At 42.7% G+C, this 15,269-nt stretch carries 16 protein-coding genes; 2 read left to right on the plus strand and 14 right to left on the minus strand.

Annotated features, from left to right (window positions below; all coding sequences use genetic code 11):
• Positions 1-2: 2 nt before the first annotated feature.
• From BMW61_RS13365 to BMW61_RS13410, 10 genes are all read right to left on the minus strand, one after another.
• A complete protein-coding gene (locus BMW61_RS13365) occupies positions 3-257 on the minus strand; it encodes a hypothetical protein (RefSeq protein WP_022762818.1) in 255 nt (84 codons plus the stop codon).
• A 125-nt stretch (positions 258-382) separates the two neighbouring features.
• Entirely contained in the window at positions 383-598 is a 216-nt protein-coding gene (locus BMW61_RS13370) for a DUF2614 family zinc ribbon-containing protein (RefSeq protein WP_022762819.1), read from the minus strand.
• Positions 599-880: 282 nt separating this feature from the next.
• On the minus strand, positions 881-2,179 hold the full coding sequence (locus tag BMW61_RS13375; RefSeq protein ID WP_091822810.1) for an ABC transporter substrate-binding protein: 1,299 nt from the start codon (positions 2,177-2,179) through the stop codon (positions 881-883).
• 78 nt (positions 2,180-2,257) lie between these two features.
• Positions 2,258-4,837: an ATP-binding protein gene (locus BMW61_RS13380; protein WP_091822813.1), complete on the minus strand. Its 2,580-nt coding sequence runs from the start codon at positions 4,835-4,837 to the stop codon at positions 2,258-2,260.
• Between the two features lie 189 nt (positions 4,838-5,026).
• Complete coding sequence (locus tag BMW61_RS13385; RefSeq protein WP_091822816.1) at positions 5,027-5,452, minus strand: hypothetical protein; 426 nt, start codon at positions 5,450-5,452, stop codon at positions 5,027-5,029.
• Positions 5,453-5,476: 24 nt separating this feature from the next.
• Complete coding sequence (locus tag BMW61_RS13390) at positions 5,477-5,734, minus strand: hypothetical protein (RefSeq protein ID WP_022762823.1); 258 nt, start codon at positions 5,732-5,734, stop codon at positions 5,477-5,479.
• Positions 5,735-5,888: 154 nt separating this feature from the next.
• On the minus strand, positions 5,889-8,381 hold the full coding sequence (locus BMW61_RS13395; protein WP_139176321.1) for a glycosyl hydrolase 53 family protein: 2,493 nt from the start codon (positions 8,379-8,381) through the stop codon (positions 5,889-5,891).
• A gap of 190 nt (positions 8,382-8,571) precedes the next feature.
• Positions 8,572-8,793 carry an HPr family phosphocarrier protein gene (locus BMW61_RS13400; protein ID WP_022762825.1) on the minus strand — a complete coding sequence of 74 codons (222 nt, stop codon included), beginning with the start codon at positions 8,791-8,793 and terminating at the stop codon, positions 8,572-8,574.
• A 141-nt stretch (positions 8,794-8,934) separates the two neighbouring features.
• Positions 8,935-9,750 carry a nitroreductase family protein gene (locus tag BMW61_RS13405; RefSeq protein WP_175475207.1) on the minus strand — a complete coding sequence of 272 codons (816 nt, stop codon included), beginning with the start codon at positions 9,748-9,750 and terminating at the stop codon, positions 8,935-8,937.
• Positions 9,751-9,826: 76 nt separating this feature from the next.
• Positions 9,827-10,381, minus strand: a complete 555-nt coding sequence (locus BMW61_RS13410) for a DUF3990 domain-containing protein (RefSeq protein ID WP_091822827.1) — start codon at positions 10,379-10,381, stop codon at positions 9,827-9,829.
• A 226-nt stretch (positions 10,382-10,607) separates the two neighbouring features.
• Between BMW61_RS13410 and BMW61_RS13415 the strand changes: the two genes are divergently transcribed.
• The gene (locus tag BMW61_RS13415; protein WP_091822832.1) at positions 10,608-11,387 is read left to right on the plus strand and encodes a hypothetical protein; all 780 of its coding nucleotides are present in this window, start codon (positions 10,608-10,610) and stop codon (positions 11,385-11,387) included.
• 106 nt (positions 11,388-11,493) lie between these two features.
• Here BMW61_RS13415 and BMW61_RS21955 read toward each other — a convergent pair whose 3' ends face one another.
• The 4 genes from BMW61_RS21955 to BMW61_RS13430 form a co-directional block, all read right to left on the minus strand.
• Positions 11,494-11,646, minus strand: a complete 153-nt coding sequence (locus BMW61_RS21955) for a hypothetical protein (RefSeq protein ID WP_022762829.1) — start codon at positions 11,644-11,646, stop codon at positions 11,494-11,496.
• A gap of 47 nt (positions 11,647-11,693) precedes the next feature.
• Positions 11,694-11,918, minus strand: coding sequence for a hypothetical protein (locus BMW61_RS13420; protein WP_091822834.1), 225 nt, complete (start codon positions 11,916-11,918; stop codon positions 11,694-11,696).
• Positions 11,919-12,058: 140 nt separating this feature from the next.
• The gene (locus BMW61_RS13425) at positions 12,059-12,394 is read right to left on the minus strand and encodes a DUF3795 domain-containing protein (RefSeq protein ID WP_091822837.1); all 336 of its coding nucleotides are present in this window, start codon (positions 12,392-12,394) and stop codon (positions 12,059-12,061) included.
• Positions 12,395-12,576: 182 nt separating this feature from the next.
• Positions 12,577-13,596: a DNA/RNA non-specific endonuclease gene (locus tag BMW61_RS13430; protein WP_242876747.1), complete on the minus strand. Its 1,020-nt coding sequence runs from the start codon at positions 13,594-13,596 to the stop codon at positions 12,577-12,579.
• Between the two features lie 298 nt (positions 13,597-13,894).
• Between BMW61_RS13430 and BMW61_RS13435 the strand changes: the two genes are divergently transcribed.
• Entirely contained in the window at positions 13,895-15,121 is a 1,227-nt protein-coding gene (locus BMW61_RS13435) for a hypothetical protein (protein ID WP_091822840.1), read from the plus strand.
• Positions 15,122-15,269 lie beyond the last annotated feature (148 nt).

Genomic DNA, 15,269 nt, shown 5'->3' on the forward strand with positions numbered 1-15,269 from the left:
TCTTATTCTGATATTTCCTTCAGTATCGCTGCAGCCTTCTCACTCCCATGCTTTGCGGCATAAGAAGCCCACTTCTTAGCTTTTGCGAGGTTCGGCTTTCCCTCATAGGTTCCCTTAAAATATGCTTCAGCTACCTGCTCTGCTGCCTCTATGCTTCCTTTTCCTGCCTTGTCGATCAGATCAAGCAGCGCCAGCTTCTTTTCATCAAGTATGATTTCGTCCTTCATTTCTGTTCCTTCACTTCCTTCTGAAAACATTACTGAACTCCATTATACACGAATCTTTCCCCAAAAGAATACCCTGACCATCTCTGATCAGGGCATCTTTGGTTATATAGAATTAGGAGTTTTAAAGAAGAATTGCTCTTCTTGTTTGTATTTTATCAGCCATCAATATGGATATTTTCGTGGCAGTGGCTGCATGTAACATCATCCAGCATAACATCTACTGTTGTGTTTTCATGGCAGTGAGGACATGTAATTTCCATCATCTGTGACTTAGCCTCAGCTACCTTCATGTTTGTAGCAAAACCAAAACCTAAAACGATTGTCATTACTGCAACTACCATTGCGATTCTTTTTACAAATACCTTCTTCATAGCTACCACCCCTGCTTTCTGTTTCTTATGGTGATATATTACCAATCCTTATATCACACTTTTATCACAACAAACTGTAAAGCCGATACGATTCACTTATTCTGTATCGTTTTACACTTATCTGATAAGAATATGATATTAAAACCGGTCGATATTATGTATATTCAGAAACGCAATATGGCACGCTATAATTTTCCAATTTGATAAATAAACACGGAGTTACGAAACTTTATCGTAAAAAAGCTATACCAAAACGAAAATTCTGATGATCTATTTCCTCCTTCATTCCTCCGGAATATTTCCGTACGCAGCAACAGCCTCATCCACTGTCATGGTTCCGTTGCCGACTGCATATATCGCAGCTCTGAACTGTCTGACCGCCGGGTCCATAAGGCCGGTCTCCTTGTCACTGAAGCTCCTGTCTGACGGTATATCCGCAAGTGACGAATAAAGTTCATCAGTCGAAAAATCATCTATAGGTGTGATCAGGCGCTTGGACGCTGCCATGTTACTGAGCTCTTTCTTGCTGATCAGGAATCTCATGAATTCGTTGGCCATGTCGAGATTCCTGCTGTTTTTGTTAACTGAAAAGCAAATGCTGATGGAATTGATGAAATAACCGTCATCGTCACCTGCAGGCGCGGTATAGAATCTGTACTTAAAAGGATTTGCGGTAAAGGCATCGGATTTGCTCTCTCTCTTGCCCGTTCCCGAAACCACATCACCTGTGGCAAGCATCATAGGTACATCGCCCTCGAAAAATCGCATGATAACCGCTTCATATTCGTCGGTTATCTCCTCCTGACATTTTGCAATATCTATGCAGTCAGAGTTAACAAATTCAGAAAGCCTCTCAAGAGCAGGCCTCATCATCTCTCCCGATGCCGACTCCAAATTATTAAGAGCGTCGACTTTATCACTGTTCTTCATTACATCATATGCAAACATCGGATAGGCAAAACAGTTAAACAGTCCCGATCCGCTGAACACGTCAGGTCCCATCACGGGAGATTCATAGCCTGCAGCTTTAAGCTTGGCACAGACATCCATAAGCTCCTTAAAATTATTCGGAACCTTCAGCCCTTCTTTTTCAAAGATATCCATGTTGACAAGCATTCCGTAGGATGTGGTGAAAATCGGGAGCATAACAACATCTCCCGAATCCGTAGTCCTTATCAGGGAATCTCTGATACATGAATAATCGATACCCACGGAAGAGTCGGAGAAAACCTCGCAAGCTTCAAACATGGCATCATACTTTTCGTCACCGATCATCGAGCCGTTTGTAGTGAAAATATCCGGCGGCTCACTGCTTACGAGAGCGCTGGGGATGACATTTTTATAATCATCCATCGTTACATACTGAAGATTGGCGTTCGGATAGTATTCGTAGAAGCGCTCAAATTCTGCTTCAAGCGACTCAAAGTTACCGTAACTGCCCGCAACGGTTAATGAGAACTCAGTATCCTTGTCGTACTTCGGAGCAAAAGGCGCGTCCCCTTTCTTTGGGCTGCCACAGCCCTGTAAAAGAAGCATAATGACCATGCTCAAAGAAACTACCATTCTCAAAGTTTTTTTCATAAGAATTACCTCTCTTCCGGACCTAAGAGCACTCCACTTGCGGAAGATTCCTTAGGTCAGTCAATAGTTATTCACATCCTACAGATCATTTAAAGGTTCCAGCTCTTTCACCAGCTCCCTGTATCCGGAAATCAGTTCGCCAAGATCTTTATCCAGTCTGTCTGTATCGCCGTCGTTTCCGGCCCTCTCAAGCTCCGCGGCAAATTCGGAGAGCTTCAGCGCACCTATCGCCCGGAAGGAACTCTTAAGCCCGTGAACCTTTACAGTTGTGTTTTTGATATCTCGCTCAGCCCAGAATTTCTCAATTTCTTCGGCCTTCTTATCCGCACTGCCAAGGAACGTTTCAAGAGCCATAAGATAATCCTCGGCATCGCCGCAGTAATCCATACCAGCATCTGCGTCGAGCCCCTTTATTCCATACAGAAAATCCGGAAGCTCATTCTCGTCAGCATCGCCATCATCAGATGTAACCGTCACTTTATCCTCCGGAAGATACTGCAGCAGCATCATCTCCAGCCGCTCGGCATCAATAGGTTTCGTGAGATAGTCATCGAATCCGGCATTTGTGTACATCTCGCGCATACCGGATATCGCGTTGGCAGTAAGGCAGATTACAGGAACCCCCATATTAGGTGTATCGGTTATTTCCTTCATCTCCATGAGTGTCTCTATACCGTCTTTATCCGGCATCATGTGATCCAGGAAAATGACGTCATAACTCTTACTTCTAAAAAGCGATATGCATTCATCACCGCTTTCCGCAGTATCTATCTGTATCCCGGTCCTCTTAAGCAGGTTTACAAACACCGTGAGATTAACAGCAGTATCATCTACCACAAGTACTCTCGCATCCGGTGCCGTGAACTTTTCATGATACTTATTAAGCGTACTTGATGAACGTCTGAAGGCCTCCTCGTAATCGCCGATTGGATTCCATTTTACGACCTTCTGCTCAAGTTCAAAGGAAAAAACCGAGCCCTTACCATATTCGCTCTGAACCTCAAGTCGACTGCCCATCATATCGAGGAATCTCTGAACGATAGTCATTCCAAGGCCTGTTCCTTCGATGTTCCTGTTCCGTTTTTCCTCAATACGCTGGAAAGCGACAAACAGTTTATCAAGATCTTCGGGTTTTATGCCTATACCAGTGTCAGCTACACTTACTCTGAGCATGACCGCATTCGGCTTATCCTGAAGCTTGTTAGCCTTTACAGAGAAGGTTATGCCTCCCTCCTTGGTGTATTTAACTGCATTTGAGAGAATGTTGATAATAACCTGTTTGATCCTGATCTCGTCTCCGTTAAGGACCATGGGAACATTTTTATCAATATCCAAATTAAAGGACAATCCTTTATCTTCGGCTTTCTTTTGAACCATATTTATAAGGTCATTTAGAAGCGAAACAAAGCTGTAATCAACGTTGATTATCTCCATTTTTCCCGCTTCAATTTTGGAAAAATCAAGAATATCGTTGATGATGCCAAGGAGCGTACTTCCCGCAGTTCTGATGCTCTCCGCATACATTCTGATGTTGTCATCTTTGGAATCCCTTAGAACCATCTCGTTCAAGCCAAGTATCGCATTCATCGGCGTACGGATGTCATGGGACATGGTGGATAGGAAGTTGGATTTGGCCTCATTTGCCTGATTCGCCTGCTTCGCAGCCTCCGACAGCTCGCGGTTGTAGATCATCATGACGATTGAATTGAAGATTAAAAGAAGTAAAAATCCAAGAGTCGCTATGCCAAGAAGCAGCCAGTCTATCGAACGGCTTGCCACAAGATCATTCGCAGGAATATACGCCAGCAGAACCCATGTCTTCATAGTCTCAAGAGGCGTATAAGATAAAATGCAGTCCTCTTTCTTAAAGTTCTTGATAGTCATGGTTCCTGTGCCACTGGCTATCTCTTTGGTCACATGCTCATATTCCTCTGCCGTGGCCGCATTATATGACTTGTAGTACTCAAAGAAATTGCTGTTCTTAAAGGACTTTCCATGAACGACGTAATTACCTTTCTTGTCGACGAGACTTATCTCAACATTCTCGTACTCACCCTTTAGGAAAACAAGCTTTTGCTCAAGGCGACTCAAAGGAACAACGCGCATCAAAAGACCTTCCTTTGGCGCACCTCCCTCTTCTTCAAGAACAGTAACATTATTTAAAAATGCAATGGACTGCACTCCGTTCATGGGGTTTGTGTAGGCTCTTGTCAGACTGACAGTGCCGTTTGAATCGCTCTCACTTTCTATGTTGTCAAAGATATTTATATTCTTGTAAGTAACCGAATAGTCACTTGGATCAGACACTGTGGGCGTTGTAGAGAGACCTTCCCGTCTGGGACTGTCAAGAAAGATAAGGTGCCCCTCTATCTCCGAAGAAATCTTAGCCTTCCTGATATAGGATACAGCATCCTCTGCTGTCATCGGGGCGCCATCTTCCGCTGAGCGATTGATATAATTCGCCCAGACATCACAAAGACGCTGTTCATCCTCAAGGTAATTGGTGATGATCTGATTTGTAGTCACGGTCATCTTTTCAAAGGCAATAATCTCATTCTTGTTGCTCTCTTCTGCCTTAGCGTTCGCATACCTGATGATAAAGAACAGAATAAATCCCATTATTAAAAGATTTATTGTTATTATCAGCCCTCTTTTCACCTCTGACCCCCTGTTGTCAGGAATATGCATTAAGCCCGTTCAGGCCATAAAATCTCCACATTACTCATAGTTAAAGTATTGCAACAAATACTGTACAAAACCATTATCATTCTATAAAAAAAAGATAAAAAAAATAGACCTTCCCGCCGGGAAAGGTCTATGGGCTGCTTGCATATATTTAATTCTCCATCAAGTCTTTTTGATGAATTTGTTTGAGCACCTGGGGCATCTTATCTCAATTCTGCCCTTTCCACGCGGTACTCTTATCTGCTGATTGCACTTTGCACAGATATAATATCTGCTCGTGGAACGGTCCCTCCATTGCATTTTCATGAAGTTCACACGTTTTCTCGGCAGTGATGTGACTTCAAGAAATTTCCGATTTTCAGCATGCCTCTTAGGTATATTCTTTGATATGATTCTGAAAATAGCGTAGGCTGCAAGTCCCACCCACATGAAGTAAAGTACTGTGTTATTAAAAAAAATGTTTATAAACATCAGAATTACTGCTACGACGCTGCAGGTTTTCACAAGGGCATCCACACCGTTTCTTCCATAAAGCATCTGTGCCATCTGCATCTGTAATATATATTTTAATTGGTTCTTTCTGTCCATAATAGCCTCTTACAATTATTCACTCTAGCGCGAAAATCTCGTGCTCTTCCACTTACCGCTCAGGTAGTAACTCCATGTTATCATGAATCCGAGGCCAAAGCCAAAAATTCCGTTCCACCAGATGATAGTATGTCCGAAAATATCGCTGTAGCGGAACAGATATACAACTACAACTCTGATGCCCAGCGCACAGGTTGCAACAATGGTCGGGATTCCGCTGTGACCGGTTCCCTGAAATACTCCAAACAGTGGGATGTACATGGAAAGCACTATATTAATCAAAGCAATCCTGCACGTCGCTGCACTGTCCCCCACTGCACGCAGTATGGATGAAAAGATGTTGCAGAAGTGATCCTGCAAGAACCGGGAGGGAGAACTTCAGGATGTGTTTCCAGGGAGCTCCCTCCGTCATTGTCTTTGTTATTGCCATGATTTTTTACTTAACTGTTATTTTGCACTTTGCTTTAAATTTTCCGTCCTTGGTCACTACTGTTATTGTGGCCTTTCCTTTGGATACCGCAGTAACTTTTCCGCTGCTGCTAACTCTTGCGACCTTTTTGTTGCTGCTCTTCCAGGTCACATTTTTATTTGTTGCATCAGTAGGCTTGACTGTTGCCTTGAGCTGATACTTATTGCCAACCTTCAGAGTCTTCTTCTTTTTGTTAAGCTTAACCTTAGTAACCTTTACCTCAGTCTCCTCTGCAGGTGTATCCACTGTGGGAGTTTTATTCTCCTGGATTCCGGTTGTGCCTGAAGTCTTATTTTCTTCAGTTGGTGCATTTTCGGATTTACTATTGTTTTCAGTTTTATCTTTGCTTTCAGTAGTCTCTGTGGTAGCTGAATTTTCCTTGGGTTCTTCCTCACTATTTTCCTGGATATCGCCTATCCTTGTCAATGCAAAATCATCCCATGCTCCCCAACACTTTGCAGAGGCTTTAGTATATGCGCCAATTGTCAGCTCTGTACCATCCTCCTTGATCACAATATTGCTTATCGTAGGATTAGTGAACTCCTGCCAACCATTTAGCGTAGTAGCGTCTGATGTTTCCACACCGTCAAGGATTGCATAAAGCTTGAATTCATCACTCTCACCGGCATCCCCGCCTTCTAAAAATACGGCAAGGCTATATATACCTTTATCAAGAGTAACTGTCTGCTTAATATCGAAATCGAAAGCGGTTCCGTACCAGAACTTCATGCACCACTCACCCGAGTGGGTATTTGAAGTATCCTGTTTTATGGCAATTTCATTTGTCTCTACGCTGGGTGTTAATTCCCATCCCGTATTTCCTTCTTCAAAGCCCGGATTAACAAGGTAGTTTTTAGCCTTTATTTCCAGTTTGCAGGTTGTTTCCACCTGCTCACCGTCAACCTCCGCCGTTCCTGTGATTGTGTACTCACCGGCGCCGGCATTCTTCGCAGCGTCCAATTCTTCGCTGTTCCATACAACCGTCACTTCTTTTGAAGTATTGTCGTTGTATTTTACCATAACTGTTTCAGGCAGTTTTATCTCTTCTCCATATTCTGCAGTGATCTTATCTGCACTGATTGCTGTTATCTTAAGTTCAGCCTTCGCACCGGTTCGCATATAGCTATACATTTTTGCGGATGCCAGAGGATGTCCTGTAAAGTCAAACCATGCCTCATTTTCAACAACAGCTCCGCCACCGCCGCCGCATCTATTCACATCTGTGTCATAGCCGGCTGCATTGTCTGATGCCCAGCCTGTTCCGTAGGTTTCCCAGTTCTCCTTATTTGCAGCAAGGAATTCATCCTCGCCAAGTTCATCCTTTTTATCCTGGTTAACCGGAAGCCATGCGGGTTCCCAGTAAAATACGCCAATACCACCTGTCGCTGACGCAACTGCATTAACTACCGCCCTTACCGAGTCAGCCTGTCCCTGAGGTGATACATCAAAATTAAAGGGCTCTTTTCCCCCATCATAGTCGTCCTGTGATTCTGTATTCTCACAGCCATCTCCGTCCTCAAGTGTATATACATATGAGGTCTCTGCGACCATAACTTTCTTTCCATATTTTTCAGCAACTTTGCTAAGTTCGCTGTTCAAATTATCAAGAGTTCCATGCCAGTAAGGATAGTAGGAAGATGCAAATACATCATAGTCAACACCGCCATCCTCAAGCATTTTTGCATATCCTGAATATCTGCCGCTCTCAGGGTTAGTGAAATGGATTGCTACGAGTATGTCCTTTCCTGTTTCTTCCGATATCTCCCTGACACCTTCAGCTCCTGCGGCAAACATTTTCACCATACCGGCGTTCCCGCTCTCTCCGGCAATTCCGTTATTAGTCTCATTTCCAACCTGTACCATGCCTACGTCGACACCGGCTTCAAGAAGTGTGTTAAGACTTGTTTTTGTATAATCCTTAAGTGCTGCTGCCTTTTCATCTGTCCCCAGATCTGCCCACGCCTTGGGTGCAGTCTGCTTTCCGGGATCAGCCCAAAAATCAGAATAGTGGAAATCTATGAGAACTCTCATTCCCGCATTGGTGACCCACTGTCCAATTCGTTTAGCTTTTTCAAGGTCGCAGTTCCCTCCTCCATAGCCGTTTCCATTCTCATCGCAAGGATCATTCCATACGCGCAGACGCACAAAATTAACTCCGCAAGAACTAAGGAAATTAAAATATCCCTGGTCATCAAGTTCCTCCCCTTCATAATTGTAAAACTTTATACCACCATTTTTCAGTGCGATATAAGAACTAACATCGACACCGGTGATAAAATCCTCATCACATCCGGGCACCTTTTCAACGAAAATTTCTGCATCGACCGGAGTTTCTTCTCCTGTAATTTCATTCTCTTCTGCAGCACATGCAGATGTTCCGATCTGTGCCAATGCCACCAGTGCCATGACGGTGACGCTTATCCCCCTTGTCACCTTTCGCTTTAAACTATCCTTTCTCACTTTATACCTCCCTTTTTGCAATACCCTTTTTTGCGCAAAAGTTGCGCAACCGATTGCGCAATCAATGTACTGTTAGTATAGCATTCAAAGAGTTGGTATTTCTATCGGATTAAGTCACAATAATCCTTCTGAAAATTTTGTTGAATAATCACAAAAAAGGCAGCATAAATTTGCGCAACTTGCGCAACTTTTATGCCACCACATGCTCTGCAAGATAATTCTCAAAATCCTGATTATATCCTCTATAGCTAACCTTAAGCGGATATCTGAAATTCATTCCAAAAACTCCAAGTAGAGACTTAGCGTCTACAGTCAGATGATTGTAGGAAATATCTACGTCAAAGTCGCATTTTGAAGCTGCTCTTACAAAGTCCTTAACCTGATCGGGACTAAGCCTGATTTTCTTACTCATTTCCTTCGTACTCCTTTCAACCCGGAAACAATTGATTTCAGCATCTTGAAACAGAGTGTACGATATGCATGAGTGTTTTTATATCAAATATCTGTCATTTTTAACAATTTCTTTATGTCAGGTAAATCGTACGATCGTAAATCATATCTTATAGGTTGCCACATAGTCCATCTGATCAGGTGTAGTGATTGCCGGAGCCTGTACAATTAGTTCAGGTGACTTGCCCTCTGAGATGAGCTGGCTCTCTAAGTGGTACATAGCAATACCTACATCTATCTTCTGAAGGTCATAGTCTGGAGTCGTGAAGCCCTTGTCATGCTTTTCATAAAAATGTGCCTTGTCTCCGGCAATTACAACTCGCCAGGGCTGCTTGTTTACTGCCGAAGGTGCGATTCTAACTGCCTCAAGAGCATCGTATATACCATGCTCCTTTGCATACTCCTCGCTCATGGGTGTTTCAAAATCGCCCACAAAGAACAACTCCTCAAATTTGTGGCGGAAATCAGCCTTCACACCTTTTCTCATGAGTGTCTCTTTTACAGACATCCGCTTTGCTGTGCTGCCGAGCGGACTTATGCAAGGCATGAACTCACCCTCTCCAAGACCGGACGCCGCTTCAAACTTTTCTCTTGGCATGGTTCCGCCGATCCATACAGTTCCAAGCCCCAGCTCATGAGCCTTAATCAAGAGCTTTTCAAAACTGTACCCATAAGCTTCCTCAACATGCTCCTGCTTACTTGTCACCGCGCTCACATAGACCTTCTCACCGGAAAGCACCGGGCTTGAAAGCTTGTTTTCCTCTGCGTTCAGGAATACAAATCTAATCTTTGCCCCGTAAGGGTTCTCAATATTATCAGCAAACGCCTTCAGTTCATCCAGGACCTGCGCGCTCGGCATATTTCCATCAAAAGTTCTTACGCTTCTTCTTGTCTTTGCAAGTTCTAAAAAGTTGCTCATTTTTCTAATGCCTCCCATTCTTTAATATTTCAAACTATTTCCTAAAAGCTTCTTCCTGATTTCAAAAAATCTACGCTTACTCAAATTCCTTCATCGCTTTCGCGAACTCCGCCTGGAATTTTTCATTATCCTCAAGGTATTTCTTCCGACTGATTTCAATTTTCTCTTTTCCCAAAATCTCAGAAGATACAAATCTCAAATGCTCGGCTGCCTTCTCGCTCTTAAGGACTATCTGCCTTGAAAAATCGCCCACCATCAGAAGCTTCATCGCCTCTTCTTCGGACAAGAATCCACTGGTGATGATGCCGAAAGTTTCATAGATCGTATCATTTGCTATAGGCCCGATGATCAGATCGTAGTCCGCAAAGACATCCGGCTTTACTCTTCTGTTGGCAAAAATATACTCAAACCACTCGCTGTTTCTTTCAAGAGTTTTAATCTTCAGCACGCTTTCATCAAGCTCATAACGATTGATGATTATGTCTGAACCGGACTTCTCCCTGACCCATCTGCATGCAAATTCAGGATCATCGGTAGTATAGAAGCCCTGCCCAAAGTCGGCATTTTTTCTGCCAAAATGGACATCCGGTTTTTCTATTGTCACATAACCCGCGTGATAGAGAGTGATCATCGCATTACCTCATCTGAGATTATCAACATTGTCACGGATGATTATACCACATTTAATATTTATTGCAATTAGATTGTTTACAATTGTAATCTATCATAGAATACTGAAAGGGAGAATCCATCGAAAACATAAATGTCTAGGCGAGATTTTTAGGAAACGCGATTTGCTTTTATCGATATTTTCTGCTAGAATTTCACACGATTGCATTTAAAGGAGGGAATTTATAATGAAATGTATGAAAAAAGTCATGGGTTTGGTGCTTGCGGGGATAATGAGCATCACACTCGCACAGCCGATTGATGTTAAAGCAGCAAACACTATAATAGCTTTCGGTACAGAGTACACGGAAACTAACAACGCGGGTACTTGGAATTATAACTCTGCATATAACAATTTACCGGATGAAGAAAACTGCAGAACCATCAATGCTGAATCTGCCGGACGTATTACAATCACCGGTAGTTCAAATGAAGATGTTAGAATTTTTCTCTATGATAGTTACGGCGGATCAGAGATTCAGAACCAATCAACAGGCACGGGCAGATTCACTATAGCTGCCAATGTTACTGCCGGTGCACATTACCTGAAGTTTTGGGACGTTTTTCAACACAATAGTACTATAAAGTACAGCGTAACCTTCACTCCCAACAAGATTTTCACAACAAAGAAAGGCCTTGCATTCAATAAGGAAAATACAGAATACTTAGTGGATTGCACCTACAATACCGCAACAAATAACCATAAGTCTACAGAGAATTGCCGTAAGGTCGTAATATCCGGCAAGAAGAAAAGGTTGAAAATTACAGCTTATGCTCTGGGCGATAGTAGTTCCGATGTTCGTATATATGTATACAATAGCAAGGGCAAGAAGGTTCTCGCCAACTGGTCTGTAAGAGACGGCAAAAGATCCACAACAATTAAAGTGAAAAAAGGCACTTACTATATTAAGTTCTGGGAGTGCTTTGGAAATAATACTGAGTTCCACTACAAACTGAAAGCAAAATAATTGACAGGTTTTGCCTCAAAGAAAAGGAGCTGTTGCTTTAGATGATTAAATCAAGTGCAACAGCCCCCTTTTTAACATTCATTTCACACTTTTCCCAAATAAGGGATCAAGTGGTAATAGCTACGTTATCAGCAAATCTTATAAGCTCCGCCTCGATTCTGCTGTAGTCCGACGCATTCAGGCTACCGAAGGGTCTGTGATAAGATGCTGTATTTATGATACCGAATTCTTCCATTATACTTTCAAAAATATTACGCATAACCTTCTCCCTCCAATCGTGAATTCTCTATACCCTTTATCGGTTTATCAACCGTCAATGTGAATATTCTCGTGGCAGTGACCACACGGGGCATCATCCTTCATTACATCAACTGTGATGGTCTCGTGGCAGTGAGGGCAACTGATCTCCATCATCTGCACATTTGTTTCCTCTGCCTCAACTTTGATATTCTCTCTATTAAAAGCGCTTCCTGATACAAGTGCTACAACTGCAAGTACCATTGCGATTCTTTTAAACATTGTATTTTTCATATCCATCACCTCTCGTTTCATCTTATGCTGTTATCTTACCAGTACCAATATCACACATATATCACACTGTTTTCATTTATAAAAACGAGACATGGTGAGAAATATCTTCACATTTTGGAGGTTTTTATTTTTTTCCTTCTTTACGCCTCCATTAGTCTCTGTTTAGCCTCAGGGTTGTTGTTGATGATCATCCCAACTATGGAGCAAGCCTCCATATCTGAACATGAACCGCAGGTCTCCATCTTCCTACCCAATGCGCATTGTCTGATCTCACAAAGTGACTGGCAAAAAGGTGTCTTAACTCCTGTAAGTCTGCAGCCAACACAGTTTATCATCTCGGGAGTGATATCCACTCCATTTAACTCGGTCCATTCCTTTGCTACCTTTTCTCTTAGTGAATTGTCATCATTAACTGTAGCAATACGAGCTTCACACTGTTCACAATCCAGTCCGCAAAAAGCAATAAAATCTGTCATGACACACCCTCCTATGAATAGTCCCCATTTATAATTGGTATTATTTATGTATTTAATGTATCAGACATAAAAAAACAGATTCGCATCCACACGGATTTGAATCTGTTTTACACTGATTTATCAATCATAATTTATTGCTCGGGGACCAGTCTGTAATTACCAGAGATTTCATTTGCATGTTCTTAGGGATTACACCTCTGGCAAGGCCTAAAGCCCTGGTCTATGGCGTCATCTCTTGTCCCTTCCAGATATACCTTATTTTTCTCCTTCATATCGTTTACACTGTCACATTCCGGTCTGTGAAACACGTGAGAATTCCTGTTGCCGACATAAGAATAAGAAATATCATCAGGAATCATTTTTGAAGTATTATCTGTAACTTCTTTTTCGCCATCATCAGGAATTCCCTTTGTAGTATCATCACCGATACCCTTCGTACCACCATCTGGCACTCCTTTTGTGAAATCCTCCAGGCTTGTAAAGTTGTCGTCTTCTTCTTTATTGCTGCCATCCTTGTAATCAATGACCACTCCTGGCTGTACATTATAGCAGTAAACGTTAAAGCTTACGCCTCTCCCCTTATCCTCTACAGAAAGCGCCTCTATCCGGACACCGTCACACAAGAGATTGTCGCCCAAAAATACCGGAGTAACCCTGTACATCACATGATACCCGGTGCTGCGGACATAATCTCCAACCTCATTCTCATAGGGAATCATCGCCTCGTTCATGTATCTGGTGCCGGTTATGAGATTCTGCAAATTGTCATTCTCCCCGGTCAGTTGATATGCAATCATATGACATCTGTTGTACAGAAACGGAGGATCGGTATCCACAAGTCCGGGGTACTTATTCTGCTTCCAGCCTGTGGGTTTGACTTCGGCAATGGACTCCCTCTCCTTAGTCGGCATCAAATCCTCACCGATGCTCGCCATGGCAGGAGTACACCTACCCAGCTCATCCAATTCGCCGTATCTCTCATAAGATATGCTTGTAATCTCCGACGAAGCGAATGAAGGAACATTATTATTTAGTATGATGGTCTCGGTCCCGCTGTACGCAGGAATAACAATAGCTTCATCTGTCGCAGCCTCGTTATTCGCATTTTTGCACATGCCAATAACTGATACTGAACACATGAAAATAACCAGTACCACCACAGCAAACAGCCATATTCTGTTTTTCTGGAAAAAGCTCTTCATTTCCCGTCCTCCCGAATTCTGCGGAAACGGCCTAACCTCTATATACTAAGTGCCTCAACATACAAGATCCCTCTATATACAAGATATCTCATTCTGTCCCGAACAAGTATGAAATTTTCGTGAAATTACCTAATGTTATCACCAATTTAGTGTTATAATATCTTCCCGGGAAATCATTGATTTCCAGCAGGCATTTAAAGAAAAGCTAATTTTATTAGCAGGCATTTTTGACAAGCTATTTTATTAACACGCTTGTAATTAAGTAATATCAGGGAAAGAATTTGGGAGTAGTTATAAAATGAGAAACAATTCATCCGATGACTGGAATGCAACAATACTCATCATCTGGATTATATTCATGGGCATATCGCTTGCCTCAGCTATGGTTGACGGAGTTAATCTGGTCTCAAACCAAAAAATCTTTGAGGGCATTGTTTCACTGGCAGTGTTTTCAATAGTAGCATTTTACATCATATATTCATCTTTAAAAAGCATGTTCCCCTCACTTCTATCCGGGAAAAGAGCCGGACAGCAAAAGGAAAAGTATGACAAATTTCCTCACTTCGGAAAGGAACTGAACAACGAGAAGGTCTCGATGATCATTGAAAAATCCACTTTTTCAGACTATGTGACCAAAGATGGTGAGACGCTGAAAAACGTATGCGTCAGCGACGATAACAAGTGGATATGCATCCTTGGCGGATATCTGCCGGCGGACCTGATCTGCGGCTATAACGCGAAGAAAAATGAGCTTCTGGCGATAGACGGCGCGGCAATCAAACTCCCTTTTAAGGCGAAGATGCCTCAGATTCGAAGGGATCTTGATGCATTTTTCAAAGACAGGGGCATATACTATAAGTCACTTCCGAAAAACGCAGAGGACAGTTACTACAAGGCGCGCCATACCTTCGGCCTTTACATCGACAGAGAGGACTTCGGCCGAGTCCGCTATCTGTGGGAGAAGGACCTCGCTAACGAGGATAATGAGTATTTTACATCTGATAAAAATGGTAACAATTGCAGAGCCTCTGACGAGCGAGACATAACTTTCGCGATTTTCGAACGGGTTCTCTCTGACAATGATATCTTGAAAATTGCTGAGAATGTGCGCGGAGGCAGAACTTCGCTTTCGCGATTTCTGAATTTTCAGAACTATCTAAACGAATTCAGCGCGTGCAACTGCGTAGAACTTCTTGAAAAAATTGAATATCCCGCAAATGCTGCGGGAATAGATTTCCTTTTCGACTGCCTCGGGGATGTGGATGAGGCCTATTTCAGGCCTGCTGTAGCGGCTCTCCAGGGATATCCCAGACATGCAGTGACTATGAAAATCGAGGAGAAGGTGAAGCTCGCCTACGAAAACTACGATGTGGTGGGCCTCGCAGGGCTTATGTTCCTGGCAAAAGAAATCGACTACACCATCGAGTACATCGCCCAGATGCAGGAGCAAAAACCGCTTCAAGAGCATGGTTTATCGCAGGCTCAAAATTCACCGAATCTTCACACTTTGCCCACAAAATTTTAGTTTCATTTTAGTATTCTCTATTATCATAAAGAACATCAAGAGGAACACAAAACCTCTTGGCAAACCCCTTTTAGAAACTTTTCTTCATAACACAAGCTGCCGGATTTAAAACAATCCGGCAGCTACCCCTCTAAAATTCAGCTGCAGA

The organism is Butyrivibrio sp. ob235, assembly GCF_900109475.1.
Taxonomy (GTDB): domain Bacteria; phylum Bacillota; class Clostridia; order Lachnospirales; family Lachnospiraceae; genus Butyrivibrio.